Here is a 25,235-nt window from a genome sequence, read left to right on the forward strand (position 1 = left end):
TTCACTCATTCTATCATTCACTCATTCTATCATTTAGAAAATGTCGTACTTCAAGGACATACAATCGGGCATACGGACAACGATCAAGGGCTTAGGCCTCACGTTGCGGCATCTTCGAAATGCCACTCATCGCCGGACTCCCGAAGGTATTGCGAGTGATAACTATTTTGACCTTCAGAATGGATTAGTCACCCTCCAATACCCGCACGAACAATTACCCATTCCAGATAATGGTCGCTATCGGCTTCGTAACGAAATCGACGATTGTATCGTTTGCGATAAATGCGCCAAAGTTTGTCCGGTTGACTGCATCACAATCGACGCGATAAAAGCTACTGAAGAAGTAGGGCGGGCATCCGATGGCTCTCCCATTCGACTGTATGCAGCCAAGTTCGATATCGACATGGCTAAGTGCTGCTATTGTGGCCTGTGCACAGTAGTTTGCCCGACCGAATGCCTGACGATGGATAAAAAATTCGATTATAGTGAGTTTGAGTTAGGCAAACTAACCTATAATTTTTCGAATCTGACGGAGGAAGAAGCTAATGAGAAGCGTTCGTTATACGAGCAATTCCTATACGAGAAAGAGGCCGCTAAAGCAGCTCAGATAGCGGCCAAAGCAGCGGCCACGGCTCCGACTGCCAAGGCGGATACTCAACCTGCTGCCCCTAAAGTAAGTCCAGCTCGTCCTGTATTCCGGCCAACCGTAAAGCCAGCTGCCAAAGTTGAGCCTGCAAACTCCGAAGGTTCTTCTATTGAACACCCGCTCACAGACGCCACTCCTCAGGAAATGGAGCAGATAGCTCAGGGCGCTATAGAAACCACCAAGCATCCCGTTTTCGAGCCAGCTCAGAAAACGGTAATCCATATTACGGATGTGCCTGCTGATGCACAGCAAGTTGAAAATGCGAAGCCAGTACCCCCTAAAGCAGGTTTCCGGCCATCGATGAAACCCAGCGTGGCTGCGCCATCTCCACCACCCGCTTCCGATGCTAGCCCCAGTGCTGATGTACCGGCAGAAACGGGACCAGTGCTGCCAACACCAAGTGCTAAGCCTGCAGGTTTCCGACCAACCATGAAACCTCCTGTGAAGGAGAAAGTGTCGGAAGAAGAGCCACAAGCGTCTGAACCCCCTAAGGCTAAGCTTGCTTTCCGGCCAACGATGAAGCCGGCAAAGTCCACGGAAGAGTTGCCAAATGAGTCGACGGAAGTAGCAAAACCGGATGTGCCAGTCACTAAACCTGCCGGTTTCCGACCGACCATGAAACCTCAGGTGGCGAAACTAGAGGAGGGTGATCAACCATTGGCGACTGAACCTGCTAAGGCTAAGCCTGCTTTCCGACCAACGCTGAAGCCCGGCGGAACTAAACCTGAAGGACCCAAGTCGGAGACACCAACAACTCCCGAAACCTCTTCTGCTAAACCGACTTTCCGGCCGACTATGAAACCAGTAAAACCGGCTGATGGGTCGACAAGTAAGCCAGTGGAGGCAGCTGTGCCGGATGCGCCAATTGCTAAGCCTGCAGGTTTCCGGCCTACTATGAAACCTAAGGCAACGACGCCTACGGTTGATGAAGTAGAGGCAACTGTTGCAACCGATAACGATGAGAAAAAAGAGGACACACCAGTGGTTGAACCTGCTAAACCAAAACCCTCTTTTCGGCCAACGATGAAGCCTAAACCAAAGCCTAACGAAGGTGAGTCGGCGTAATTAAAACAGATAAATCAGTGATTCAACTTGCCTTTTATGCGTTTGCTAGCCTAAGCCTTGTTGGGGCCTTAGCCGTTCTGTTCACTCGGAACGTGCTATATGCTGCTTTTTTTCTCCTGCTCACATTACTTGGCGTAGCCGGTCTGTTTGTGTTGGCCAGCGCCGATTTTCTGGCCATTGCTCAAATTATGATTTATGTAGGGGGCGTTTTAGTACTGGTCATCTTTGGGGTTATGCTGACGCACAAACCTGAAGCCCCCAATGATGTGAATAGCCAACAACCGAATCGTATTGTCTCCTTGAATCGGGCTGGTGGCTGGGCTGGGTGGGTCCTTGCGGGACTAGTGGCTAGTGGCTTATTTGGCGCTCTTTTTACGTTGCTGATGAGGGCAAATTTTGCACTCCTAAATCAGCCCGTTGGCTGGAAAAGCACCGTGAATACAATTGGCAAACAACTCATGACGGAGTACGTGGTCCCGTTTGAAATTGCAGGGATTCTTCTATTGGCCGCCCTCGTTGGAGCCACCTATTTAGCATCACCTCTGGCAAAATCGTTTCGAAATGCAACCCGTTGATAGCCATTTATTTTTGATTGTAGGAGCCGCTTTGTTTAGTATTGGCCTCGCTGTTGTGCTTCTAAAGCGCCATGCTATTGTTGTTTTGATGGGCATTGAACTAATGCTCAATGGTGTGAACGTTAACCTTGTTGCCTTTAGTCAATACGATCCTGATCGCTTACAGGGGCAGATGCTGGCGTTGTTTGTGATGGTTGTGGCAGCCGCAGAATCGGCAGTAGCATTGGCCATCGTGTTGCAAGTGTATCGCCATTTCCGGACGGCGCAGCTGGACGAGTTGAACGAACTAAAACAATGAATCCATTTTTTGAGCCAATCATTGACGGCATTTTGACCGATGGTTATGGCGTTACGGATAACTTCTTAAGTCTTGGCGAAGTTACCGCTCTTGCTAATCGACTCCACGAGCGTCGAAGTGCCGGACAGTTTCGTGCCGCTGGTATTGGTAATCAGTCGGTAATCGTCGAAAATACAATTCGGGGGGATGAAATTTTGTGGATCGATGAGGCCACAGCTACGCCTGAAGAAGCGGCTTTTCTGCAACGCATTGATGAGTTTGTTCAATATGTGAACCAAACTTGTTACTTAGGCCTGCGTGAGTTTGAATTTCATTACGCCCTCTATCCGGCTGGCACATTCTATAAACGCCACCTCGATCAGTTTCGGAGTGATTCGCGTCGAAAACTTTCGGTCATCTGCTACCTGAATACGGACTGGCAGGAAACCGACGGTGGTCAGTTAGCCATTTATTTACCTGGTCAGCATGGAGAAGCTGAACGGCAACAGACAATTACGCCAATTGGTGGCCGATTGGTTTGTTTTGAAAGTGGTCGCCTGGAACATGAGGTTTTGCCCGCCACTCGTGAACGGTTGAGTATTACGGGTTGGTTGAAAACGAGTTAATCTGCGGGTTCTGACAGATCGCCTTTTACCGTTTCAGCATTCGCAGTAGGAATTTAGGTACATACTGGCCCAACATTAGAATTGATTCGGGAATGGTGAATCGCTTGGCGTATCCTTCACCCTTATAAGCTAGCGTTTGGTCAAAATAGGTGTTTGCAACAGGCTGACCAGTTGCAATGTTCGTTATTTTTCGAACGTAAAGTTTATCAATAGCTGAGTCAGATCGAAGGGGCGTATAATAAATGCAATTTTCAAAGAAATAATGATTTACCTGGCTATGGCGTGAGGAGCCAGGAGCCAGAATTTTTTCGCCCCCATGCAGTAAGTTCGCCGACCAGATAATGGCCTTCCCTTTGGGCATATTCAGCGTTTCTTTTTTCAATCCATGCGCTTTAACAACTTCACTCAGGCGCTCTTCATATTGTTTATACGTTCCTCCGTAAATCTCTTCCGTCGTTTTTGCGTCCGACCCTTTCAAGCCCAAATCAACCAGATCATAGAAAGGTAGTTTATGACTGCCAGGGTAATAATGAAGTGGCCCATTATCGGCATGCACATCTTCAAGAGCGACCCAAACACCACACATGAATCGTTGGGGAATCGAATTGAAGTGAATGGAGTCAGAATGGGTGCGTTGCTGGGTTCCAACCGGGAAATTGAGGGTTTGAAAAGGAATTGGCTCACGACGATAGAGTACGCGAAGCATATCCAGAATTTTAGGCGCGGTCGCAATTTGACGAACGGCTGGAATGGTTTGCCAGGCATCGGTTGTCCGAAGTTCGTTGCCATACAGTGGTTTTACCCCTTCCCGAGCAGCATCCAGGACTGATTCGTCAATTTCTGGGTCGAAAATTAGATAGCCATCCTCAGCATACTGCCGAACTTGCTCAGCCAGCACTGGATCGAGATTGGCCTGTTGGAGTTCCTGATTGAAAAATGGGGATTCTACCCAGGGTAGATTGATCGATACGGTAGGTGTCATAGGGGAACTGGCTTAGGAAGTGGAAAAGCAAAACTACTAAAAAGTAAATAAGGCGGGAGAGACTGCCATGCGATTTGCTTCCACACGGTATAATCGGGATATTTGCGGCCAATTCCGACCGACTACGAATGCCCGTTGATAATTCTCAACTACTTCACCTGCTAACGCTCGTCTTGCCTGCACTACCTTTTGCTGGATTTCTGGTATTGGCGGTGGCAAGCCGCCGTGTAGCGAAGAGACTGGCTATTATACTGACCAGCGCTGGCTTGATCTTATCAATTCTGTTGGCATTAAATTTAACAGAGCAGTCAGTAGTTGTCCCGTTGAATTGGGCAATCCTGTCAGGAGTATCGTTTCCCATGAGCTTTCGGGTCGATGCGATGACTGCCATGATGCTCATTCTGGTGCACTTTGTGGCCTTACTTGTCGAAATCTATTCCGTTTCCTATCTGCATGACGAGCCAAAACTGCGCCGGTATTTTGCCTACTTACAGTTGTTTATTGGTTCCATGCTCGGCATTGTGATGGCTGGTAATTTGCTCATCATGTATGCCTTCTGGGAATTGGTAGGTTTAGCATCGTATCTGTTAATCGGATTTTATGCTGAACGGAAGGCTGCTTCAAAAGCGGCCATGAAAGCCTTCCTGATGAATCGGGTAGGTGATATTGGTTTTCTGATTGGTATTTTCCTTACCTACTATTACTTCGAGACACTCGACTTCGACGCGCTGACAGTAAAAAGTGCAGGGCTTATTACACCAACTGCGCTGGGGCTTTGTCTGTTTATGGGCTGTGTTGGTAAATCGGCCCAATTCCCGTTACTGACTTGGCTTCCGGATGCGATGGAGGGCCCCACGCCTGTATCGGCTTTGTTGCACGCTGCCACAATGGTTGCCGCCGGGATTTTTCTGCTCGCCCGAATTCACCCGTTATTATCGCCCGATGCCTTAGTTGTTATCACCTTAGTAGGCACCATTACGACGCTTTGGGGTGGTTATTCGGCCCTTTTTCAGACAGATATAAAGAAAGTTCTAGCCTTCTCGACAGTCTCGCAACTGGGCTTGATGGTGGTTGGTATGGGAACCGGAAATGTAAGCGGAGCTATGTTCCACTTACTGACACATGCTTTTTTCAAAGCAGGCTTATTTCTCAGCGCCGGGGCTGTCATCCACGCTGTGCATACGCAGGACATGCGGCATATGGGAGGGCTACAAAAGGTGCTGTCAACCACGTTCATTGGTTATACGATATGTGCTGCGGCTTTATCTGGACTGCCTTTGCTGTCTGGATTTCTATCGAAAGAAGCGATTTTAGGGGGAGCATTTAGTTGGGCTACGAGTCAGGACACTCCATTAGCCTACGGCATCCCGATAATTCTTTTGCTCTCTTCGGGACTTACGGCGCTTTATATGGCCCGGCAGTGGCGGCTTATTTTCTTTGGCGATTATCGCAATAAAGAAATTCCGCTGACTCAGGCACACGAACCCGATTGGCTCATGCGTGGCCCTGTAGTTCTGTTAGCTATTTTGTCGATCGGGTTCTGGTTTTCAATCAACCCGCTCTCAGCGCATGAGAGTTGGTTTTTTCAGATACTACCTTTGGTTGAGGAGGCTTCCTTCTGGTGGCTGGCTCCGGTTTCGATTGGTCTTGTTTTGATCGGCGGGTGGATTGGTTTTCGAATGACTGAACCCTCTGCGAATTCCCTGTTTGTTCAGCTATCGATTTCGTACGGGTTTTTAGATGAGGTGTATAAATACCTTATCATTAGCCCAACACATAGGCTGGCGGCTTCCCTGAGTCGGGCAGATAAGCGCGTTGTTGATGGCTTAGTCAATAGGGTAGGCGTTTCTACGGTCGTTTTGGCCCACTTGACGCGCGTGCTCGACCGATCTGTTGTTGATGGCCTTGTGAATGGTATCGCCTGGCTGGCTGGCCAACTTGGGCGAGTAACGCGTTCTGTGCAAAATGGCCAGGTGCAGTCGTACATTACGGCGGCTGTAATTGGATTACTAGTGGTACTTTGGTGGATTCTATAGGGTATATATGATTCTTTCATTACTTATTTTTATTCCGTTACTCGGCTCGCTGGCAGTGGCATTGCTGCCAGAAGGTCTGTCGGTACGGTTTCGTTGGATAGCCTTAGGAATAACTTTTGCTGAAGTTGTTTTGGCCAGTGCCGCTTATGTAACATTCGATGCCAGCATGGCGGGTTACCAACTTCTTGAACAGGCTAACTGGATCACCTTACCCCTTGGAAGGCTGGGCATAGCCTCTATTGACTATTTGGTTGGTGTCGATGGGATTAGCCTACCGCTAGTTGTGTTATCGGCAGTAGTGATGCTTGTTGGCGTTATTTCTTCCTGGTCGCTGACACACCGAGCTAAAGCTTACTACGCGCTCTATTTATTGCTGACAGGGACTATTATGGGCTGTTTCGTCGCGCTCGATTTCTTCCTGTTTTTCCTGTTCTTCGAATTCATGCTTTTGCCGATGTACTTCCTGATTGGTTTGTGGGGTGGCCCACGCCGGGAGTATGCATCGATCAAATTTTTTCTCTACACACTACTGGGTTCGTTGCTGATTTTATTGGTCATGATTGGCCTGTACTTGTCTGTCATGGACCCCGTCAGTACAGCAGTTGTTGCCGGCCTGGTGGCTGACCCATCGTCGGTCTCCGACGATGTGGTTCGTACGTTGCAGACGTATTTGCAAAATGGTCAGTTAAATCCAGCGCAGATCGTACACACTTTCGATATGCGTTATCTGGCTGACGGGAGCAATTATTTGCCGAACGCCTTTCTGAACCCAGCCGCTGAACCGATCATCCTCGGTTTACCCGCCCGAATGCTGGCCTTTTGGGCCGTGTTCATAGGGTTTGCTATTAAGTTGCCTATTGTTCCCGTGCATACCTGGTTGCCCGACGCGCACGTTGAAGCCCCTACGCCGGTATCGGTTGTACTGGCTGGTGTGTTGCTGAAAATTGGTGGTTATGGTTTTCTGCGAATTGTGTGGGATTTCTTTCCCGACGGAGCTGCCGAATATGCGCAGACGTTAGGTGGATTGGGTGTATTATCAATCGTATACGGCGGCTTAAACGCACTGGCGCAGAGTGACCTTAAAAAGATGATCGCCTACTCGTCGGTATCGCACATGGGCTTTGTTTTGCTAGGTATTGCGTCGCTGACGGCGGAGGGTATCAATGGCGCTATCTATCAAATGGTGAGTCACGGCGTATTGTCGGCGATGCTGTTCCTGATTGTCGGCGTTCTGTATGATCGTACTCACGATCGTCAGATTGACTCGTATCGTGGTCTGATGCAGCCTATGCCACGGTATACAACACTTACCGTTATTGCCTTTTTTGCCTCGCTCGGCTTGCCAGGTTTCTCCGGATTTGTGGGTGAATTATTCACCCTGATGGGCGGTTTTCAATCGAGCTGGCTGCCGGGTTGGATGACAGCTATTGCCACTACAGGCATTCTGCTGGCGGCCGCTTATTTTCTGTGGACACTTCAACGCATGTTTTTTGGCCCTACCTGGGTTCGCCCCTTCGAATCGCAAGCTGGGATAACGGCGGTCCTCTCCGATTTAACCACCCGCGAAAAACTCATGCTCATTCCGTTGGGGGTAATGGCATTGCTATTGGGCTTATTTCCAAATCTGATTTTTAACCTGACCAGTGCAACAGTAGGGCAATGGCTGGTGAAGTTTTCGGTGGAGTAATCCTCCTTACTTAGCTGCGTTAAAATCAGCCATTAGATCAAGAAAGGCTAATCCAACTTCACGTAAATATGGATTACCTTTTTTAGCGATCAGGGCACAATGGTAGAGTAACTCCTCTTTAGTATCTCGAAAAGCATCGTCGATTCGAACGTAGTCAGTGGCAGCAAAATGATCATACCAGCGATTGAATTTTCGCCAGCGAGCTTCATGTTTTCGGTCAGCCGTATCACAAATGAAAATCGTGATCGTTAAGCTGCTCTTTTGATAAAAATCATTGATAATAGCGGCAACCGTTGGAGCAATGAGGGCGTCGAGCGGAGGGCGCCGTTCCGTTGGGTTGTGAGCTACTTTTATAACTAGCTCAACAATGTCATCAGCCAATACAAAATCCTCACCAAACAGATAAGGTGTTGGTTTAAACTGAATCTCGTAAGTAATTAATAAGTCGGTGATAAAGGTGTAAGAATTTCGTTCACCCCCCACATAAATAAAATCATACTTAGATGACTGCTGTTCCTCGCTCTTCACGTCTGCGCTTTAGTTCTGCCACAGCGGCCTGAATTAGTGGATCTGTGTGAAATTTTTCAACGATGTCCTTTTCCGCCTGACGTTTATCGGCCACTAGCCGTTTCATAATCGCTACAGCCCGCTCATGCGCTGTGAGTTCAGGAGTCGGTTGAGCTATGGGAGTTTGCTGATTGGTTTCCATTAGTATCTCAGTCGTTAGCAGGTAAATATACACATTGAACAGCATACAAAGGATTGACAGTTCCTTGTGTTCACTGACCATACTGTCTGCGCCGAACTACCTGCCAAACTAATCCTACAATTCCTAACAGGGCCAGTGGTCCCAGAAGATTAAGCGCCTGCCAGCCTGTACGACCTGCGTCGACGCGAATTTTGTCTAAAGGACGTAACGTGATGGTTCGATTACGAGCTTCGATTACGCCGTTTGGATCGACCAGATAGTCAATGGCGTTTAAGGCGAAATCTTTGTTCGCGTAGGTAGTACGCGTGTAACGATCGAAGCCGAGTGGATAAGGCGTTTGACGTTTGTAATCCACATCATTAATGATCAGGTCACCGTCGGAACAGATCAGTATCCGGGAAGCTATACCCTCTGCTTTAAAGCCAGCAGCGCGTGGGTCGCCGGGTAGAATTCGATTGGCGAACAACGATTGGAATTTACCTTCAAGCAAACAACCGATAATGTGAGTGCCCTCGTTGTACGTTTGCGGATCTGGTTGCTGACGAGCTTCATTATACGAAATCAGTGCTGGTGTTTTTAGTAGTTTCGTATAGGGGGAGGTTAACAGCAAAGGTGTTTTCTGAATACCCGCTGATCGAACCGTATCGAGGGTACTTACAAAATGCCCTACCACAGCATCCAGGTTACGGACAATCGGATTGCCGGATGTGCCGAAATTGTTAAGTCGAGGGTAAAACCGCCAGGGAACTAGTTGAATATTAGGCTTGTCGCCCAGATTGCCTACGTTGAGCGGAATAGGTGCGCAGTACAAATCCTTCACGACATCGCGATTAATACGAACCCCCCAACGAAAGAATAAGTCGTCAAGATTCAGGCTCAGCGGTTGGGCATAGGTGCCTTCGTTACTAACACTATCAACGCGTTGGCCATCCACGAAAAACAGCGCTCGCCCCCCGTTTACGACAAATTGGTCAAGCTTAAAGATTTCATCTTCTGAAAAAGCCTTATCGGGTTTTGGAACTAGTACCAGATCCAGGCCGGTAATGGGGCCGGGCTTGGTCATGTCAACGAAAAACAGTTCGTAATTCTGTTGGACTGATGCAAGCAAATCCGAAAAACGAGAAGGTGGCACTTGAGTATGCCCATATAACAAACCCACCCGATGGCGATTTTCTTTGGTCTGCGTCAGCTTCTGAATCGCCGAGGCTAGTTGAAACTCAACCCCTTCATACGACTGATTTAATTGTTCCTGTGGTGAAGCGGCTTTGTTCCCTTTGAGCAGGAGTACAGGTGTTTCTTTACCCTGATAAGAGACAATCGCGCCTGGAAATATCAACTTTTCGGTACGCTTTCCTCCTTCATTATCAAACAGGTTTGTGGGGAAAAGGCCTCGTTGCTGTAATTTGTCAATTAGCTTATTCTTCGCATCGGGACTAGTAACGTCATCAGGATTAATAAATCGATAGGTGATTTTAGTACCCGCTTCAGCTTGAAAGCCGTCTAAGGTTTCCTGAACGGCATTTTCGAGCCGTTTAAATCCGGGAGGAAGATCGCCCGTTAAATACACATCGATATGAACGTCATCGGGCAAATTGGCCAACAATGTCTGTGTGGCTTCAGAAAGGGTATACCGTTTTTCCTGAGTTAAATCGAGCCGAAAAAAGACAAAGGCCGACAGTATATTGACGGCAATTAATATCGCAACAATAAGGAGTGTGCGCGAGAGAGCGGATTTCATACGGAAACTATAACGAACGAATACGCTAACCTATGTATCTGTAGGCTAGTTTTCACTAATTCAGTCGTTGTTCTGGAATACTCGTTAGGTTGATGGCCTGGGCATCATCCTGAGCAGTTTGGGGCGTATCGAGTTTTTCGGGTTGAATACCGAGTTCCTTCATAAGCCGATACTGACGAGCTTCGAGGTAGACTAGCCGCGCCATAATTTGACTCATTTTAGCTTCCTGCTGATCTTGCCGGGCCAGTAAATAAGCTGTTTTTACTTCTAGTTCGTCAAGCCGTTGTTTGTCCCGGTCAGTCATAAGAATCGGTCTTAAAAAAGCATTGTTAGGGCAAGTTAGTACTTTTTCGCTTGTTAGTGAAGGGGTTAATTTGTTTATTATTCTTTTTTCTTAAATAAATATACTTGACACCTTCTGATCGTGATATTGATGCTGTTTAAACTTTTGATTTAGTAGTGTTTTTGTCATCCCGACGCAGGAGGGATCTTCGGTAACTGCCTAAAGAACCATAATACCGGAGATCCCTCCTGCGTCGGGATGACAAAAAAGTAGCGATTAGTACTTGATTTTAGAAAGTTTAAACAGCTTCATTTAGAAAAACCACGATCAGTTATAACGTCTAAAATCCGCCCCGATCATAGAAGCTCCGGCGACGGCTCAGCTTAAGTTCCTGTAAGATAGCGGACCGTACCCGTAAATCGAATGAGTAGTTACCAGAACGGAAATTGTTACCAGAATAAGGTGTCCAGTTGAACGCCATTTCCCAGCAGTGTAAGTCGCGGTTAATGCCAATGGTGGTGAGCGTAGGGCTCTGATAAGCAAAATCGTAGCCTGTATTGATGGTTATTTTCCACTTTGGAGTCAAGCTCAGATCACCCGTTAGTGTCAGCGCCTGCACCACCTGCGATAGTTCAGGCGTTAGTTTGGTCAGGCCAAATGTATAACTCACGTTCATTGACCAGGGTACATTAAAGTCGACATAAAGCTCCGGATTGCTATTGATGGCTTTCATAGTCGCATCAGATGCATTTGGGCTGCTTTTCTTCTTATCGGCTTGTTTTGGAGCAAAGCGTGCACTCACGTAAGCCTGCAAGTTCGTTAAGCGAAGCAGACCTTGTCCGGCCTGGAAGGCGTACAGATTGGGTACCCGAATGTATTGCTGACCGGTATATTCTTGCCCAGCTCGCAGCGCCAGAATAGAGGGCGAATAAGCCAGCGGAGTTAGCGCAGTTACCGTTGTTGGGAAATAATACTGGGCTGTACCACCGTAAGCTTTAGTTGCGTAAGGGTCGAATGTTGATGAAAAGTTAAAACTAATATTCTTGAAAATCTGAGTGTTAGCACTAACCGAGATCGGCGATAGCTTATAATCAGGTGCCAGGAAGTTGTAGCTTCCATTAATACTGAAGTTATCAAAAATCGGAATCTTCTTAAATTCCTGCCCCAATGAATCACTTCGGGTTCGGACTTTCATTTCCAACTGGTTTACAACCCCGAATGAAATGAAAGCCGATTGCGAACTCGATGCACTACTAGTACTTGCGCCATCGATTCCCCGGAATACCGATAGCTTACGGCGGTAGTCTGGTAAACTCATCAAGATATCATTTGTAGCTGTGCCTGGTTTGCCCACAACTGTAAAAACCTGACCAAAGGCCGGATTTGTAAAGTCAGGCGTATAACTAAATGAAATAGAAGGCGCTATGGTGTGACGAATGGCTTCAATGCGTTTGCCTCGAAGGAAATACGTTCCATAAAAACGCGTATTCATACTGACACTGGTCGCGAAGTTATAGGATGCATAAATGCCTCTGGCCGTATCAATCTTTATGGAACCGTTCTCCTCGAGGGCAGCCATATTCTGAGACAACTTTTTCGTGTATATATTCCCTTGCAGCGAAATGCCTGGTGTCAGGTTAATGTACCGAAACAGTTTAACGTTTGGTAATCCTATGGGGATGCTGTAGCGAGCTTGTATCACCCGATTTTGCCAGATTCGATCTGCATTGGCAAAGCTAAAGGCAATTAAAGTCGGATCGGCTGCAACAATACCAAGGCGAAGATTATTAACACGGGTCAGGCTATCCTGATAGCGTTGAAGGGCGCTAATGGTTGTTAAGCCTGTAACAACCGGGAAGCCTAAACCGGTTGTATCGAGTTGGGTTTTGATGGTATTGCTTACGCCAATAGACCCACTGACATCTAAGCCTACGCGGAAACTTTCGTACCAGCGGCCCGAACCACCTTTGAGCGCAAATGGCGCAATCTGATTCACACCAAAGTTGAAGTCTGACGATACGTCCGTTTTCCCATTTGCCCGAACGCCCGTTACCTGATTCACCTGGCCGAATTGCTGGTTCACCCGTACGTTGGCACCCGCCCGTACGTATTGCCCAAACGTGCGGCTATACTGTACCGACGACCCCGCTACATTGGAGATGTACGACTGGGTACTATAGGAGTTAAACTGGTTATAGCTGTTGCTACTAACGTTGACATTGGCCGAGAAACTGCCCCGTCCGCGTGGTACGGGTGAGTGCGACCAGGTAAACGAGAAGTCACTCCGTGGTTTTTGGGTGGTATCGACCCGGTCGCCGGAGCGGTTACGGTTGAATTGCAGGTTGACCGATCCACTATAGCGGTACCGTTTGTTATACGCTGATGAGACTCCTAACCCCCAGCTTCCGCGCGAATAAATCTGGCCTTTAAACTGAAGACCAAGATTTTCGTTAACCGCCCAATAATAGCCACCGTCGCGAAGATAAAACCCCCGCCCGTTTGGCTCTTCCCCATATTGCGGCACAATGATTCCAGAAACCCCAATTTCTTTCCGCTTCGGAAATGGGAAAAATCCAAAAGGTAAGCCAATGGGTAGCGGAATCTGGTTAATGACCAGGTTGAACGGCCCGGCCACAACCTGTGTGTTATGAATAACCTTTAACTTACTGGCATTGATGTGAAAGTGTGGGGTTGCCAGGTTACAGGTTGTATAAATCGCCTTGCCTATGTAGAGATTATCCTCAGCATCCTTTTTAACCGTGGTACCTCGTATATTTCCTTCGCCCTGTTGCGTAATAACGCCCTGAATTCGCCCTTTTCGGGATTGAAAATTGTAGCGAATCTCTTTAGCATCATACTTGCCTTCGCCATCCTGAAAGATGGGTCGACCGATCAGTTTTTTGGCAGTTGAATCGTAACGGCCTTTGGCGTAGACTTCGTTGGTTAAATAATTCAGCCGTATATAGTCGGCTTTTAAAGATATATCACCATAAATCACGCTGGCATCACCGAATAATTCGACAGTTTGACCATCAGCAGCATAAATAGTTGAGTCTTTGGCCTGATAGTTGACAGTAGTTTTAAACGCGTCGGGTACCTGTGTGGAATCCGCGCTAACCGAGTCGCTTGCAGCAATCTGTGATGAATCAGCCGAAACAGTAGGTTTACGCGCTGTGGTACTGCCAGGTTTTGTTGTTTTTGCCTGATTTCGTCTCGTCTGCGTTAGCTTAGATGGATTGGGCTTAATCGGGCTTTCTGGACGAACTACGTTGGGCGAAACAATACCCGGCTGCATTTGTTTCGATGGAAGCGACTTGGAGGCTATCTGGGCGATAACCGGCTTTTTGACAGGACTAGTTTGGGGTATTGCAACAGTATAAACGGGCTTAAAAGGAATAACGGCCACACGTTCCGGACGAACTATAGCCGGTGAAATTGAACGCGGTAAGGAAACGTTAGCCAACTGAATACCTCGAGGAGTCAGTTTTGACACTTGAAACCGAATTGCCTTTAGTGAGTCAAATCGTATTGAATCACTGGAGGCAACAACTGGACGAGACCGAATTGTATCGCTACTGGTTGACTGAACTGTATTGGAGGGTACGCTATTCTTTTTAGATGGACTAGGACCAAGGCGATTGGGTACAGACGATTTCTGATTAAGCTCCCGTTCCAGATCACTCTCCTGCGACATCGCTGTTTGTGAGCGAGGAGTGGTTGTTGCGGGAATGGTTCTTTTTTGAGTTGATGGCTTACCCTGCCCTAGCACGTTAAGCGTACACAAAAGCAGGGCAAGACTGAAAACAGTCTGTATCCATATCGGCCGTGTGTGTAAGGACCACAAAATAAAGTATGCTTTTTTCGAGTTTATTAAAAAAATTATATTTGCCAAAAGTCCGTTAAGTCTATGGCTTACAAAGGTATCCATGAACAGTTATCCTACCTATTGCTTTGAGACGATTTCGGCTGTTAAATATTATTAAACCCATGAACCTGCCGGCTCCCGGAATAATGACAACGCTGGTTTTGGTAGTAGTTCCTCTACTCGCCTTAACTACGCCCGATTTTTTAGTTTCTGAGCTAAAACAGGACACCATTCGCCGGGCTGGCTCTCAGGATACCGAAACAACTTCGTCGACGAGTAATGCCCCCAACCAACTCCGCACTATTGTGCTGGACGCGGGTCATGGGGGTAAAGATCCTGGCACACATGGTCGTTATGCTAAAGAAAAAACGATCAACCTAAACCTAATTCTGCAATTAGGGCGGAAAATTAAGGAGAAGCATCCAAATGTTCGGGTTATTTATACGCGATCATCCGATCATTTTGTCGATTTATATGAGCGCGGTGCTATCGCCAACCGAAATCGGGCCGATTTATTTATCTCTATTCACTGCAATGCCAGCCCATCGAGCAGTCGGGTATATGGTACCGAAACATACACACTAGGCTTACACAGAACCCAAAGTAATCTGGATGTAGCCCGACGCGAAAACGCGGTTATTCTGCAGGAAAAAAATTACCAGCAGACCTATAAAGGATTTGACCCTAACTCGCCTTTAGCGACCATCATGCTGGCTAACTACCAACATGCGTTCATTGAAAGTAGCATTAATTTTGCCGAAAAACTGGAGCGCAGTTTTCGGTACAATGCCAGTCGAAAAAGTAATGGCGTTAAACAGGCTGGTTTTATCGTACTCTGGAAAACGACGATGCCCAGCGTACTGATTGAAAGTGGGTACCTGACCAATCCTGATGAAGAGGATTATTTACGATCAGAAGAGGGCCAGGACGAAATGACCGATGCCATTTATAAAGCATTCCTACGCTATAAAGAAGAGATTGAAGCAGGAGGGTAGGGAGTTGCGCAATAGATTGAGTTGGTCAGGTATTCGACATACCATAGGGTACATAACACAGGCGCTTCACTAAATTCCCTGACTTTTCGGGACAAATGGACTCAAAAGTTGGTTATACGTCTAACCAATCTGGTTGGTACAGCCCAATGGGCGGTTCACCTTCACACAACGCATGAAAGTTTCGCAGGAAGTAAAAGTAGGTTTATTAGCTGTCGTCTCCCTGGCGATGTTCTACTTTGGATTTCGATTTCTAAAGGGTTCGGATTTTTTTAATTCAACAAATAAATACCAGGTTATTTACGATAATATTGATGGGTTAGTGCCTTCTAATCCGGTTAGAATCAATGGCTTATCAGTAGGTCGGGTTAAATCAATAGAAATTTTACAGAATAAAGGAAATAAGCTTCTGGTTACGGTAGAGCTTCGAAAAGACATTCGGGTTACACAAGGAACAAAAGCTATTTTAGTCGATGACGGTTTGTTGGGAGGTAAGTTGATTCAACTGACCATAGATCCTCAAAAGCCTGAACTCGAAGACGGGGGTATGTTACTGGCTGTTAAAGAAACGGGCTTGTCGGCGCTGATTAAGGAGAAAACACTCCCCGTTCTGAACAACGTAGATTCGCTGACTTACCAGTTGAATCGTGTTGTTAGTCAGTTTGATCAAACAGGTGTTATGTTGAATCAGACGTTGAAAAGTGCCGATGCCGGTGTGAAAACACTCGATTTAACCATTGCCGAAAATCGGGCCGGTCTGAAAGCAACGTTGGCCAGTGTAAGCCATTTGGCGGCTTCTTTGGTCGAAACCGAGAAGCAACTTAAGCCCATTCTGGCCAAAGCCGATACCTTCGCCGATTCGCTGCAGGGCTTGCAATTGAAGCAAACTTTAGGGACTGTCAATAAAACGATTGAGGGTTTACAGCGCATATTGGCTGATGTCAACAACGGACGCGGTTCATTGGGTAAGCTGACTTCCGACGAAGCGCTTTATAGCAACGTTAATAAAACCGCTGCCAGCCTGGAAAAACTGTTAACCGATCTGCGTGAGCATCCTAAACGGTACGTACAGTTTTCAGTATTTGGCAAGAAAGAAAAACCATATGTAGCTCCGACGGCCAGTACAACTGTTACAACGGTTATTCCTGCCGATTCGTCCAAAAAGTAGAGCGGGAGTGACCCCGCCTTTTCTAAATTTTCAGGAGCGGATTACCACCGCACGGCAGTCCCGCGCAATGGCAGACCGTTCGCACTATTCTTTATGAACGCTCTCCAACCCCTGCTCGACGAACTCGCCCAACGAACTGCCCAAACGCAACTTGGTGGCGGTCCGAAAAAAATTGAAGATCAGCATCGGAAAGGCAAACTGACCGCCCGCGAACGAATTGCCTATCTCACCGATCCAGATAAGCCTTTTGTCGAAATTGGCTTGTTTACTGGCGAAGGCATGTATGCTGAGCACGGCGGCTGCCCTTCTGGTGGAGTCGTTGTGGGAATTGGCTATGTGTCGGGCCGACAGTGTGTTATTGTGGCTAACGATGCCACTGTGAAAGCTGGGGCCTGGTTCCCGATTACGGCCAAAAAGAACCTTCGGGCGCAGGAAATAGCGATGGAGAATCACCTGCCGATCATCTATCTTGTCGATAGCGCTGGTGTTTATCTGCCTTTGCAGGATGAGGTTTTCGCCGATAAGGAACACTTCGGTCGGACATTTCGCAACAACGCCCACCTCTCGGCAATGGGTATTTTGCAAGTGGCGGCCATAATGGGCAGTTGTGTGGCGGGTGGCGCTTACTTGCCCATCATGTCCGACGAGGCCCTGATTGTAGAGGGCACTGGGTCTATTTTTCTGGCTGGCCCCTATCTGGTAAAAGCGTCTATTGGCGAAGATGTCGATGCAGAAACTCTTGGTGGCGCTACGACCCATACCGATATTTCTGGGGTTGTCGATAACAAGTATCCAGATGACAAAAGTTGCCTGGATGCGATCAAGCGAATTTTCGATAAACTTGGCCATCACGAAACGGCAGGTTTTGATCGCGTTACGCCAGCTCTTCCCGCTAAAAATCCTGAAGAAATCTACCAGATTTTACCTTCCGATCGTGTAAAACCTTACGATATGCAGGAAATTGTGGATAGACTTGTGGATAACTCACAGTTCGATGCGTATAAACCTGGTTATGGTCAGTCGCTCTTGTGTGGTTATGCACGAATCGACGGCTGGGCTGTGGGTATTGTGGCGAATCAGCGCAAAGTGGTCAAGGCTAAAGGAAGAACGGGCCAACCGACTGAAATGCAGATGGGTGGGGTTATCTACGGTGATGCCGCCGATAAAGCCGCTCGGTTCATTATGAATTGTAACCAGAAACGGATTCCGTTAGTGTTTTTGCAGGACGTTTCGGGTTTTATGGTAGGTAGCCGCGCCGAGCAGGGGGGGATCATTAAGGACGGTGCCAAAATGGTGAGTGCAATGGCCAATTCCGTTGTTCCGAAATTTACAGTCGTTGTCGGAAATAGCTACGGAGCCGGCAATTACGCCATGTGTGGGAAAGCTTATGATCCACGATTGATGCTGGCCTGGCCAACGGCGCAGATGGCTGTTATGAGTGGAGCGTCGGCCGCAAAAACTCTGCTTCAAATTCAGGTGGCGGCTCAAAAAGCGAAAGGCCAACCCATGACGCCCGAAGAGGAACAGGCTCAGTTGACCAAGATTACAGACCAATATAACGCGCAACTATCGCCTTACTACGCAGCTGCCCGCCTTTGGGTCGATGCCGTTATTGACCCGCTTCAAACCCGACAAATTCTCTCCGAAGGGATTGCTGCGGCCAACCATGCTCCTATCACGAAACCTTTCTCGGTGGGCGTGATTCAGACGTAAGAGTTTGTTTCAGGTTCAAGGTTTCAAGTTTATTGGCTGAAACATGGAACCTTGAACCTGAAACAGAAAAACTATTTCCCCCGCGCGGTCTTAACTTCGTCGGCTGTAATAGCGTCGGCCTTGTTGCCAAAACTGCTTCTAATGTAGGTCAATACGTCAGCAATTTGGACGTCGGTTAGAAAGTCATGAGCAGGCATAGCATTATCGTACATATCGCCTTCAATCTCCTGCCCCTGTAAACCTTTCAGTAGCACATTGATGAGTCGGGTTTTGTCGCCCAGAACCCAATCGGTACCACGTAGGGGTGGGTTTAGATTCGGTACGCCAGAGCCGTTTGTTTGGTGACAGGTCAGGCAGTTTTGTTCGTAAATGACTTGTCCCGGCGCTTTTATTGCTGCGACTGCTGGTTTAGGCGGTGCCTTAACTGGCGGTTTCTTCGTTTGCGCATTAGCCGCTGAAAGCGCAAATAAAGCCAGGATCAATGTCCGGCAAATCGTAAATCGTAATTCGCTCATCGTAAATCAATTTACTTTCTCCATTTCAGGGTGTTCAACAGATGCAATATGTCTTTGCGAATATATTGAATAACGGGTTGCAGTGAGTCGTTTTCAGTTGCGGTGTTGAAGTACAGTGCTCCGCGTAAGAAATGCTTCGTTGAGTCCGTCGTAATAAACTGCACCTGGCTGGGCACTTCGCCCGACAGGTCAATAACACTTGCTTCCAGACCTGACTTTAAGCGGAGTTTTTTCTCTTCAATCGCATAGGCTTTTATGTTGTGCCGAGCCGCGAGTTTATACGAATCGTCAAGCATAGCCCGCAAGCGATTTACGTCATTGTTAACCGGCTTATAGGTTAACTGGATACTGGCATGGTACGCTGGGTAATTAATGAAAATCCAGTCTCGTTCTGCTCTGGCAAAGGTATCCGGCAAAATCCGGGCAATGCTATTATATTCGAACTGGTATGGGTGCGTGGGGTCGATGGGCGTGTAGTGAGCTGTGGGCAAGTCGAAACGGGGAAACCCCTTTGGTTTCGGAACGTAGTTTTCGGAGGAATTGCTGCTACAGGCAGCAAGCGCCAAACCAATAAAAAGAGCGAGTGAATACGTCTGCACCAGTGTTTTTTGTCATGCTGACGAAGGAAGCATCTTCGGTAGCTATAAGCAGAACACACAGCCGCCGAAGATGCTTCCTTCGTCAGCATGACAAAAAAGAAAACGACAAAGCCCGGCGATTTGGTGCCAGGCTTTGCCTATATACTGTAAATTCTGTTAGGCATTTACGTCTTCTAGTTCTTCCTGACGTACAGGCTGACCCATCAACGTTGCAAACCGGTTGATATTGAATGTAGGTTCAAACCAGACTTCGCCCATAACCGGATGTTTTACAGGCACGTCGGGATTCTTAATCTCGTTTAGCAAGACACCCGTTTCGCCGGTAGTATGCCGTTTTACCTGACGAATCGTATACATTTTATCGCGTTTTGGGGTTTGCACGCCAAACTCCGCGTAAAACGCCAGTACAGGGGTTGCAAAATTGTCGTTAGTGCAAATAACTTCCATCCGAACCGGGATTTATTTGATTTTAGTGATTAACATGATTTTTTCTAAAAATGTCCTAAACTGGTTGAATTAATATTTCACCACGATGAATGGCAGAGAAAAATCAAGAAAATCATTTAAATCCTGAAAATCCCGCGGGGCCGCCCGTGCGGTTCAGACATTAATCTTCAAACAGATTACCCAACTGGCCTAGCACCGAACCACTTTCTTTATGGCTTTGTGCACTACCGGGCGATAGGCGCTGAACCAGTTTAGAGATTGGCATCGACTGAATCCAGACTTTACCCGTACCGCGTAAGGTAGCCAGGAACAAGCCTTCGCCACCGAATACCATACTACGCAGACCTCCTGCCCGCTGAATATCGAAGTTGATACTTGGTTCGAAACCAACAACGCAACCCGTATCGACCCGTAGCGTTTCGTTATTGAGGGTTCGTTCGATCACAACGCCACCGGCATGAATAAACGCCATACCATCGCCTTGTATTTTTTCGAGGATAAAGCCTTCGCCACCGAAGAAACCCGCACCCAGTCGTTGGTTAAATTGAATACTCAATTTTGTGCCAAGAGCTGCACACAGGAAAGCATCTTTCTGAACGATGAGCGTGTTGCCATATACATTCGCCAGATTGACCGGCATAACCGTACCTGGATAGGGAGCCGAAAAAGCAACTTTACGCTTGCCAACACCCCGGTTCGTGAAATGTGTCATGAACAACGATTCGCCCATAACCATACGCGACCCAGCCTGAAGGAGTTTACCCAGAAAACCCTGATCAGGTTGCGAACCATCCCCCATTTTGGTTTCGAAGGTGATACCGTCTTCCATAAACAACATGGAGCCAGCTTCGGCAATAACGGTTTCGTTGGGGTCGAGTTCGATTTCTACAATTTGGATGTCTTCACCAATGATTTTGTAGTCGATTTCGTGAGAGTACATACTGAGTGTTGTTAGTGGTTATTTGTAAAGGAAAACTACATAAACCCCTGCAATTCGCGAATAGTTTTTCTGATAAGCGGTACAAAAAAAGCCCGACCGGGCATTTTAGCAGGTCGGGCTTTTAGCGCTGGTTGATGTCGTCGGGTAGATCGTTATCTGTCTCATCGAAGAGTCGATCATCGTCTTCCTCATCAGGTTCTTGATCATCCGGCGTGGAATCGCCTTTCAGATTCAGATCGGTGCGATGGCGAAGTTTTTTGTCATCAACGGTTTTATTCAGAAACTGGTTGATCCGGTCGATATCAAAACTCGTCGTGATCTCGCCGAATGAGTTAATCTGAATATCGAAACCTTCGAGTTCTTTATGAACGCGAGGTTTATCGTTTTCATCGGGGTTTGTTTTTTTCTTTGCCATGATTAAGGGATATATGATATAGGCTATATGATGTATGGCTTAAACGCGATTTTGTTTCTTGGTCAAGATAATACTCTTGATGATTTTAAGAAGCGCTTCGGCATCAGCATATATGGAATGGAATTGTTTTTCGTCAAGATAGTCTGTTGCGTTTAACAACTCTAGCCAATAACATGTTTCGTCGCATTCTTTCTGAGCAATCCCAAACTTGTGAATAAAATCGGCGTCTGATTCCGCATTATAGCCTTCGCGGATATTTGCTCCTACTGAGGTTCCACTTCGCAGTAATTGCTTACTTAAAACGGTTTCTCTCTTGGTTTTTCGGAGGTATTGCTCTAGCCTAATTATGCGTATGGCAAACGCAAAGCTTTTGTCTTTAGTAATATTCGTTTTTTGACTCATTTGCTATGATGTATGTTTAGGTGGGTACTTTGGTCACTTAAACATACATCATATATCTGACATCATACATTCACCTTCAATGTCTCCAACGCCTTCTCCAGCCGCCCAATCGTTTCATCTTTACCAATAATTTCCATCGTCAGCATCAGGTCGGGACCTGCGCCTAAGCCGGTGAGAGCCAGCCGCATAGCCTGCATGATTTTTCCCTGCTTAATGCCTGCCTGTTGCATGGTATCTGACAGGGTGTGTTTGATATTGTCAGCCAGGAAGTCACCCTCAAAGGATTGTAACGCGTCGCGGAAGGCGGTTACGGCCCGCACGGCATCATCATTCCATTTCGCCGTAGCAATGGCTTCATCATACGAAGTTGGTGCGTTGAAAATGGTACCAGCTTCTGCAAAGATTTCGTGCGCGAAATTGACACGACCCTTCAGCAACGCTACAATCTTCTCCGCCTTTTCTGTCGAACAAACAAAGCCAGCAGCTTCGGCCTGTTGCTGAACGGTGGGGGCCAGATCGGCATCAGAACGCTGACGAATGTACTGATGGTTGAACCACTGCGCCTTTTGAATGTCGAACCGCGCTCCTGCTTTATGAACCTGCGCAATGTCGAAACTGGCAATCAGTTCGTCCATCGTGAAGAGTTCCTGCTCAGTACCGGGATTCCAGCCTAATAAGGCCAGGAAATTGACGGTGGCTTCAGGCAGATAACCATCCTCGCGGAAGCCCTTCGCTACCTGACCCGTTGTGGGATCGGTCCATTGAAGCGGGAAAATCGGAAAGCCACCGAGGTCAGCATCCCGTTTGCTGAGTTTACCATTGCCTTCTGGCTTTAATAAGAGCGGCAAGTGCGCAAACTGTGGCATGGTATCTTCCCAGCCTAAGTAACGATACAGCAATACGTGGAGCGGAGCCGAAGGCAGCCACTCTTCCCCCCGAATGACGTGCGTAATGCCCATCAGGTGATCATCCACAATATTGGCGAGGTGATAAGTTGGCAACCCATCCGATTTCAATAATACCTTATCGTCAATTGCCGATGAGTGCACATTGACCCAACCCCGGATGAGGTCATTTAGCCGAACTTCTTCTTTGCGTGGTGTTTTCAGGCGAATTACGTATGGTTCGCCAGCATCGATACGGGCACGAACCTCATCGGGTTTCATGGTCAATGAGTTGCGCATTTTTGTCCGGGTAATGGCATTGTATTGCGCGGCAGGGGCATTGGCTTCTTCAAGCTGCTTGCGCATGGCATCCAGCTCTTCCGCCGTATCGAAGGCGTAATAGGCTTTACCTTCGTCGATTAGCCGTTGAGCTTCTTTCTGGTAAATTTCCCGACGTTCCGATTGGCGGTAGGGCCCATGTGGACCACCGACTCCCTGACCTTCGTCGATTTGAATGCCTACCCAACGTAGAGCTTCAAGAATGTAATCTTCTGCTCCCGGTACAAAGCGATTTTGGTCGGTGTCTTCGATTCGGAGAAGCATTTGGCCGCCCATTTTTCGGGCGAACAGGTAATTATAAAGCGCAGTGCGCACCCCGCCAATATGAAGCGGGCCAGTAGGACTAGGTGCGAAACGAACGCGTACAGGAGTTGACATAGGAGAGTAATAATTGCGAATGCGTGAATGACCGGGCCGCCGAAGCGGTGAATGAGCGAATGAGTGAATAGCTGACGCATGTTTTCACTCATTCGCTCATTCACTCATTCACGCATTCACTCATTGTACAGCTATCACTGAAATTTCAACGTTAACATCTTTGGGCAAGCGGGCAACTTCGACCGTTTCGCGGGCGGGCGGTTCGCTGGTAAAGAATTGGCCATAGACTTCATTAATAGCTGCGAAGTTGTTCATGTCCTTCACGAAAATGGTGGATTTGACAACGTTGCTATAATCCAGACCAGCCGCTGTCAAAATAGCACCGATGTTCTCCATTACTTTCAACGTCTCAGCTTTAATATCGCCTTTAGGGGCTAAGTCGATGGCAACCTGGCCAGAGACGAACAGCATTCCATTCGCTTTAACAGCCTGGCTATAAGGTCCAATGGGCTCTGGCGCCTGATTGGTATAAACAATTTGCTTGCTCATAGTTTTTAGTAGTGATTTGTCGATAGGAAGTAATCTTGCAAGTGGCAATCAGGGCAAATTTATTACCCGCCTTTACTTAATGGTATAGTCTATCGATTGCCAAAGTTACCACTAAACCCCGGATGGCCGAAAATCGCTCCATTATCTTCGCTAAAAAACGAGTCCTGACTCCTATAAACCTATCTGATTGTTAGCTTATGTCTTCCTGGAAAGATTTTTTAGTAAATACAGCAACTGACGTTGAGACTCAGTTTGATCGGCTCAAAAGCCGACTTTCTGAACGACTGGATGCCGAAACACCGTATCGAATTATTTACTATCGCGGTTTTGGCGGGCCTGCTCCGGGGGCAGTTTGGCTGAAAGGCCGCGTTTTGCGCCAGCGAGATTTAAGCACACCCAGCGATCGGGATACGTTCTGGCAAAACTTACTGGCTACCTACCAGCGCTTTGAGAGTGATGAAGTACCGGGCGTTACGGTGCGCATCGAAGCGTTTAGTCAAACGTACACGACGACCACCGATAAGGATGGTTATTTTGAGGTGACCATTCATCCACCTACCGACCTGGCGCCTGGTCGCGTATGGTTTCCGGTTCGGTATTCACTGGATGGAATTATGCAGCCCGTTTCAACAGAAGAAACGACTAACCAGCCGGTTATGAAAGATGGGTATTTGATGATTTCGCCCCCATTCAGCCAATTTGGGGTAATTTCTGATATTGATGATACGGTGCTCGTAACGGATGCCACCAACCTGCTTCAGACCGCCCGTCTGACATTTCTGGGCAACGCCTATACTCGTTTGCCCTTTGCCGGAATTGCTGCTTTTTATCGGGCGTTGCAGAGCGGGCCGGTTACGACGCTATTCAATCCAATTTATTTTGTGTCGAGCAGCCCCTGGAATTTGTACGATCTGCTGGTCGATTTTTTTCGAATTCAGGGCATTCCCAAAGGCCCAATTTTACTACGCGATTTTAGCATATCGCCGTCGTTCCTCTCGTCGGAGGGACACCATACGCACAAACTGGCTATGATTCGGAAAGTGATGGACGTAAATCCAGAACTGCCCTTTGTGCTCATTGGCGACAGCGGTCAGCAAGATCCCGAAATTTACGCACAGGTTGTTCGCGAAAATCCGGGTCGAATCCGGGCCATTTACATTCGCGATGTGTCGGAAGATCGGCGGGACGAGATGGTTCGGGAGCTAATTCGAACAACAGCGGCCCAGAATGTCCCGATGTTGCTGGTAAACGACACGGTAGCGGCCGCCGAACACGCAGCCTCTCTGGGTTTGATCGATCCCGACACAATTCCTGAAATCCGGGCCGACCGTCGGGCAGATAAAGAATAGGCAAGAGTGGTTAGATGGTTGTCAAGCTTAGTCAGGTGGTTGTCAGAAAGAGTCAAGCGTAGAATTTTACTGCTATATATGACTATCGCCTGAAAATCAGGAAATTATGCTTGGTC

At 47.6% G+C, this 25,235-nt stretch carries 24 protein-coding genes; 10 read left to right on the forward strand and 14 right to left on the reverse strand.

Annotated elements, in window-relative coordinates:
- Positions 1-40: 40 nt before the first annotated feature.
- The 4 genes from ACYVGR_RS17035 to ACYVGR_RS17050 are packed head-to-tail and all read left to right on the forward strand — an operon-like array spanning position 41 to position 3,189.
- Positions 41-1,711, forward strand: coding sequence for a 4Fe-4S dicluster domain-containing protein (locus ACYVGR_RS17035; RefSeq protein WP_460958786.1), 1,671 nt, complete (start codon positions 41-43; stop codon positions 1,709-1,711).
- 17 nt (positions 1,712-1,728) lie between these two features.
- On the forward strand, positions 1,729-2,286 hold the full coding sequence (locus ACYVGR_RS17040; protein WP_460958788.1) for an NADH-quinone oxidoreductase subunit J family protein: 558 nt from the start codon (positions 1,729-1,731) through the stop codon (positions 2,284-2,286).
- Positions 2,273-2,584 carry an NADH-quinone oxidoreductase subunit NuoK gene (gene nuoK, locus ACYVGR_RS17045; protein WP_182459100.1) on the forward strand — a complete coding sequence of 104 codons (312 nt, stop codon included), beginning with the start codon at positions 2,273-2,275 and terminating at the stop codon, positions 2,582-2,584. Before ACYVGR_RS17040 ends, nuoK begins: the two co-directional genes overlap by 14 nt.
- Positions 2,581-3,189: a 2OG-Fe(II) oxygenase gene (locus ACYVGR_RS17050; protein WP_460958790.1), complete on the forward strand. Its 609-nt coding sequence runs from the start codon at positions 2,581-2,583 to the stop codon at positions 3,187-3,189. The genes nuoK and ACYVGR_RS17050 overlap by 4 nt, the downstream gene beginning before the upstream one ends.
- Before the next feature lie 25 nt (positions 3,190-3,214).
- On the opposite strand, the gene ACYVGR_RS17055 is transcribed toward ACYVGR_RS17050, so the two are convergent.
- Complete coding sequence (locus tag ACYVGR_RS17055) at positions 3,215-4,171, reverse strand: phytanoyl-CoA dioxygenase family protein (protein WP_460958792.1); 957 nt, start codon at positions 4,169-4,171, stop codon at positions 3,215-3,217.
- A gap of 128 nt (positions 4,172-4,299) precedes the next feature.
- Between ACYVGR_RS17055 and ACYVGR_RS17060 the strand changes: the two genes are divergently transcribed.
- Both ACYVGR_RS17060 and ACYVGR_RS17065 read left to right on the forward strand, forming a co-directional pair.
- The gene (locus ACYVGR_RS17060) at positions 4,300-6,207 is read left to right on the forward strand and encodes an NADH-quinone oxidoreductase subunit 5 family protein (RefSeq protein ID WP_460958794.1); all 1,908 of its coding nucleotides are present in this window, start codon (positions 4,300-4,302) and stop codon (positions 6,205-6,207) included.
- A gap of 7 nt (positions 6,208-6,214) precedes the next feature.
- The gene (locus ACYVGR_RS17065) at positions 6,215-7,894 is read left to right on the forward strand and encodes a complex I subunit 4 family protein (protein ID WP_460958796.1); all 1,680 of its coding nucleotides are present in this window, start codon (positions 6,215-6,217) and stop codon (positions 7,892-7,894) included.
- A 6-nt stretch (positions 7,895-7,900) separates the two neighbouring features.
- Here the strand turns inward: ACYVGR_RS17065 and ACYVGR_RS17070 are convergent, their stop codons facing one another.
- From ACYVGR_RS17070 to ACYVGR_RS17090, 5 genes are all read right to left on the reverse strand, one after another.
- Positions 7,901-8,422 carry a DUF6169 family protein gene (locus tag ACYVGR_RS17070; RefSeq protein ID WP_460958798.1) on the reverse strand — a complete coding sequence of 174 codons (522 nt, stop codon included), beginning with the start codon at positions 8,420-8,422 and terminating at the stop codon, positions 7,901-7,903.
- On the reverse strand, positions 8,394-8,603 hold the full coding sequence (locus tag ACYVGR_RS17075; protein WP_460958800.1) for a hypothetical protein: 210 nt from the start codon (positions 8,601-8,603) through the stop codon (positions 8,394-8,396). Before ACYVGR_RS17075 ends, ACYVGR_RS17070 begins: the two co-directional genes overlap by 29 nt.
- 70 nt (positions 8,604-8,673) lie before the next feature.
- A complete protein-coding gene (gene gldG, locus ACYVGR_RS17080) occupies positions 8,674-10,341 on the reverse strand; it encodes a gliding motility-associated ABC transporter substrate-binding protein GldG (protein WP_460958802.1) in 1,668 nt (555 codons plus the stop codon).
- Positions 10,342-10,396: 55 nt separating this feature from the next.
- Positions 10,397-10,645: a hypothetical protein gene (locus ACYVGR_RS17085; protein ID WP_182459094.1), complete on the reverse strand. Its 249-nt coding sequence runs from the start codon at positions 10,643-10,645 to the stop codon at positions 10,397-10,399.
- Between the two features lie 319 nt (positions 10,646-10,964).
- Positions 10,965-14,552 (reverse strand): putative LPS assembly protein LptD, encoded by a 3,588-nt coding sequence (locus ACYVGR_RS17090; protein WP_460958804.1) that lies wholly within the window; start codon positions 14,550-14,552, stop codon positions 10,965-10,967.
- Positions 14,553-14,635: 83 nt separating this feature from the next.
- Here ACYVGR_RS17090 and ACYVGR_RS17095 point away from each other — a divergent pair, with 83 nt between their 5' ends.
- From ACYVGR_RS17095 to ACYVGR_RS17105, 3 genes are all read left to right on the forward strand, one after another.
- Positions 14,636-15,484: an N-acetylmuramoyl-L-alanine amidase family protein gene (locus ACYVGR_RS17095; RefSeq protein ID WP_460958960.1), complete on the forward strand. Its 849-nt coding sequence runs from the start codon at positions 14,636-14,638 to the stop codon at positions 15,482-15,484.
- Between the two features lie 172 nt (positions 15,485-15,656).
- A complete protein-coding gene (locus tag ACYVGR_RS17100) occupies positions 15,657-16,649 on the forward strand; it encodes an MlaD family protein (RefSeq protein ID WP_460958806.1) in 993 nt (330 codons plus the stop codon).
- Positions 16,650-16,742: 93 nt separating this feature from the next.
- The gene (locus ACYVGR_RS17105) at positions 16,743-18,362 is read left to right on the forward strand and encodes an acyl-CoA carboxylase subunit beta (protein WP_460958808.1); all 1,620 of its coding nucleotides are present in this window, start codon (positions 16,743-16,745) and stop codon (positions 18,360-18,362) included.
- A gap of 71 nt (positions 18,363-18,433) precedes the next feature.
- On the opposite strand, the gene ACYVGR_RS17110 is transcribed toward ACYVGR_RS17105, so the two are convergent.
- The 8 genes from ACYVGR_RS17110 to ACYVGR_RS17145 all read right to left on the reverse strand — a co-directional run bounded on the left by ACYVGR_RS17110 (position 18,434) and on the right by ACYVGR_RS17145 (position 23,770).
- On the reverse strand, positions 18,434-18,877 hold the full coding sequence (locus ACYVGR_RS17110) for a c-type cytochrome (protein ID WP_460958810.1): 444 nt from the start codon (positions 18,875-18,877) through the stop codon (positions 18,434-18,436).
- A gap of 11 nt (positions 18,878-18,888) precedes the next feature.
- Positions 18,889-19,476, reverse strand: a complete 588-nt coding sequence (gene gldD, locus ACYVGR_RS17115) for a gliding motility lipoprotein GldD (RefSeq protein WP_460958812.1) — start codon at positions 19,474-19,476, stop codon at positions 18,889-18,891.
- A 156-nt stretch (positions 19,477-19,632) separates the two neighbouring features.
- Positions 19,633-19,923 carry a hypothetical protein gene (locus ACYVGR_RS17120; protein ID WP_460958814.1) on the reverse strand — a complete coding sequence of 97 codons (291 nt, stop codon included), beginning with the start codon at positions 19,921-19,923 and terminating at the stop codon, positions 19,633-19,635.
- Between the two features lie 160 nt (positions 19,924-20,083).
- Positions 20,084-20,863, reverse strand: a complete 780-nt coding sequence (locus ACYVGR_RS17125; protein WP_460958816.1) for a TIGR00266 family protein — start codon at positions 20,861-20,863, stop codon at positions 20,084-20,086.
- Positions 20,864-20,984: 121 nt separating this feature from the next.
- Positions 20,985-21,278: a hypothetical protein gene (locus ACYVGR_RS17130; RefSeq protein ID WP_460958818.1), complete on the reverse strand. Its 294-nt coding sequence runs from the start codon at positions 21,276-21,278 to the stop codon at positions 20,985-20,987.
- A gap of 39 nt (positions 21,279-21,317) precedes the next feature.
- Positions 21,318-21,680: a four helix bundle protein gene (locus ACYVGR_RS17135; protein ID WP_182459085.1), complete on the reverse strand. Its 363-nt coding sequence runs from the start codon at positions 21,678-21,680 to the stop codon at positions 21,318-21,320.
- A 62-nt stretch (positions 21,681-21,742) separates the two neighbouring features.
- The gene (gltX, locus tag ACYVGR_RS17140; protein WP_460958820.1) at positions 21,743-23,281 is read right to left on the reverse strand and encodes a glutamate--tRNA ligase; all 1,539 of its coding nucleotides are present in this window, start codon (positions 23,279-23,281) and stop codon (positions 21,743-21,745) included.
- Between the two features lie 120 nt (positions 23,282-23,401).
- Positions 23,402-23,770: a Rid family detoxifying hydrolase gene (locus ACYVGR_RS17145; protein ID WP_460958822.1), complete on the reverse strand. Its 369-nt coding sequence runs from the start codon at positions 23,768-23,770 to the stop codon at positions 23,402-23,404.
- Positions 23,771-23,967: 197 nt separating this feature from the next.
- Between ACYVGR_RS17145 and ACYVGR_RS17150 the strand changes: the two genes are divergently transcribed.
- Positions 23,968-25,119 (forward strand): App1 family protein, encoded by a 1,152-nt coding sequence (locus tag ACYVGR_RS17150; protein ID WP_460958824.1) that lies wholly within the window; start codon positions 23,968-23,970, stop codon positions 25,117-25,119.
- Positions 25,120-25,235 lie beyond the last annotated feature (116 nt).

Source organism: Spirosoma litoris (assembly GCF_054776755.1).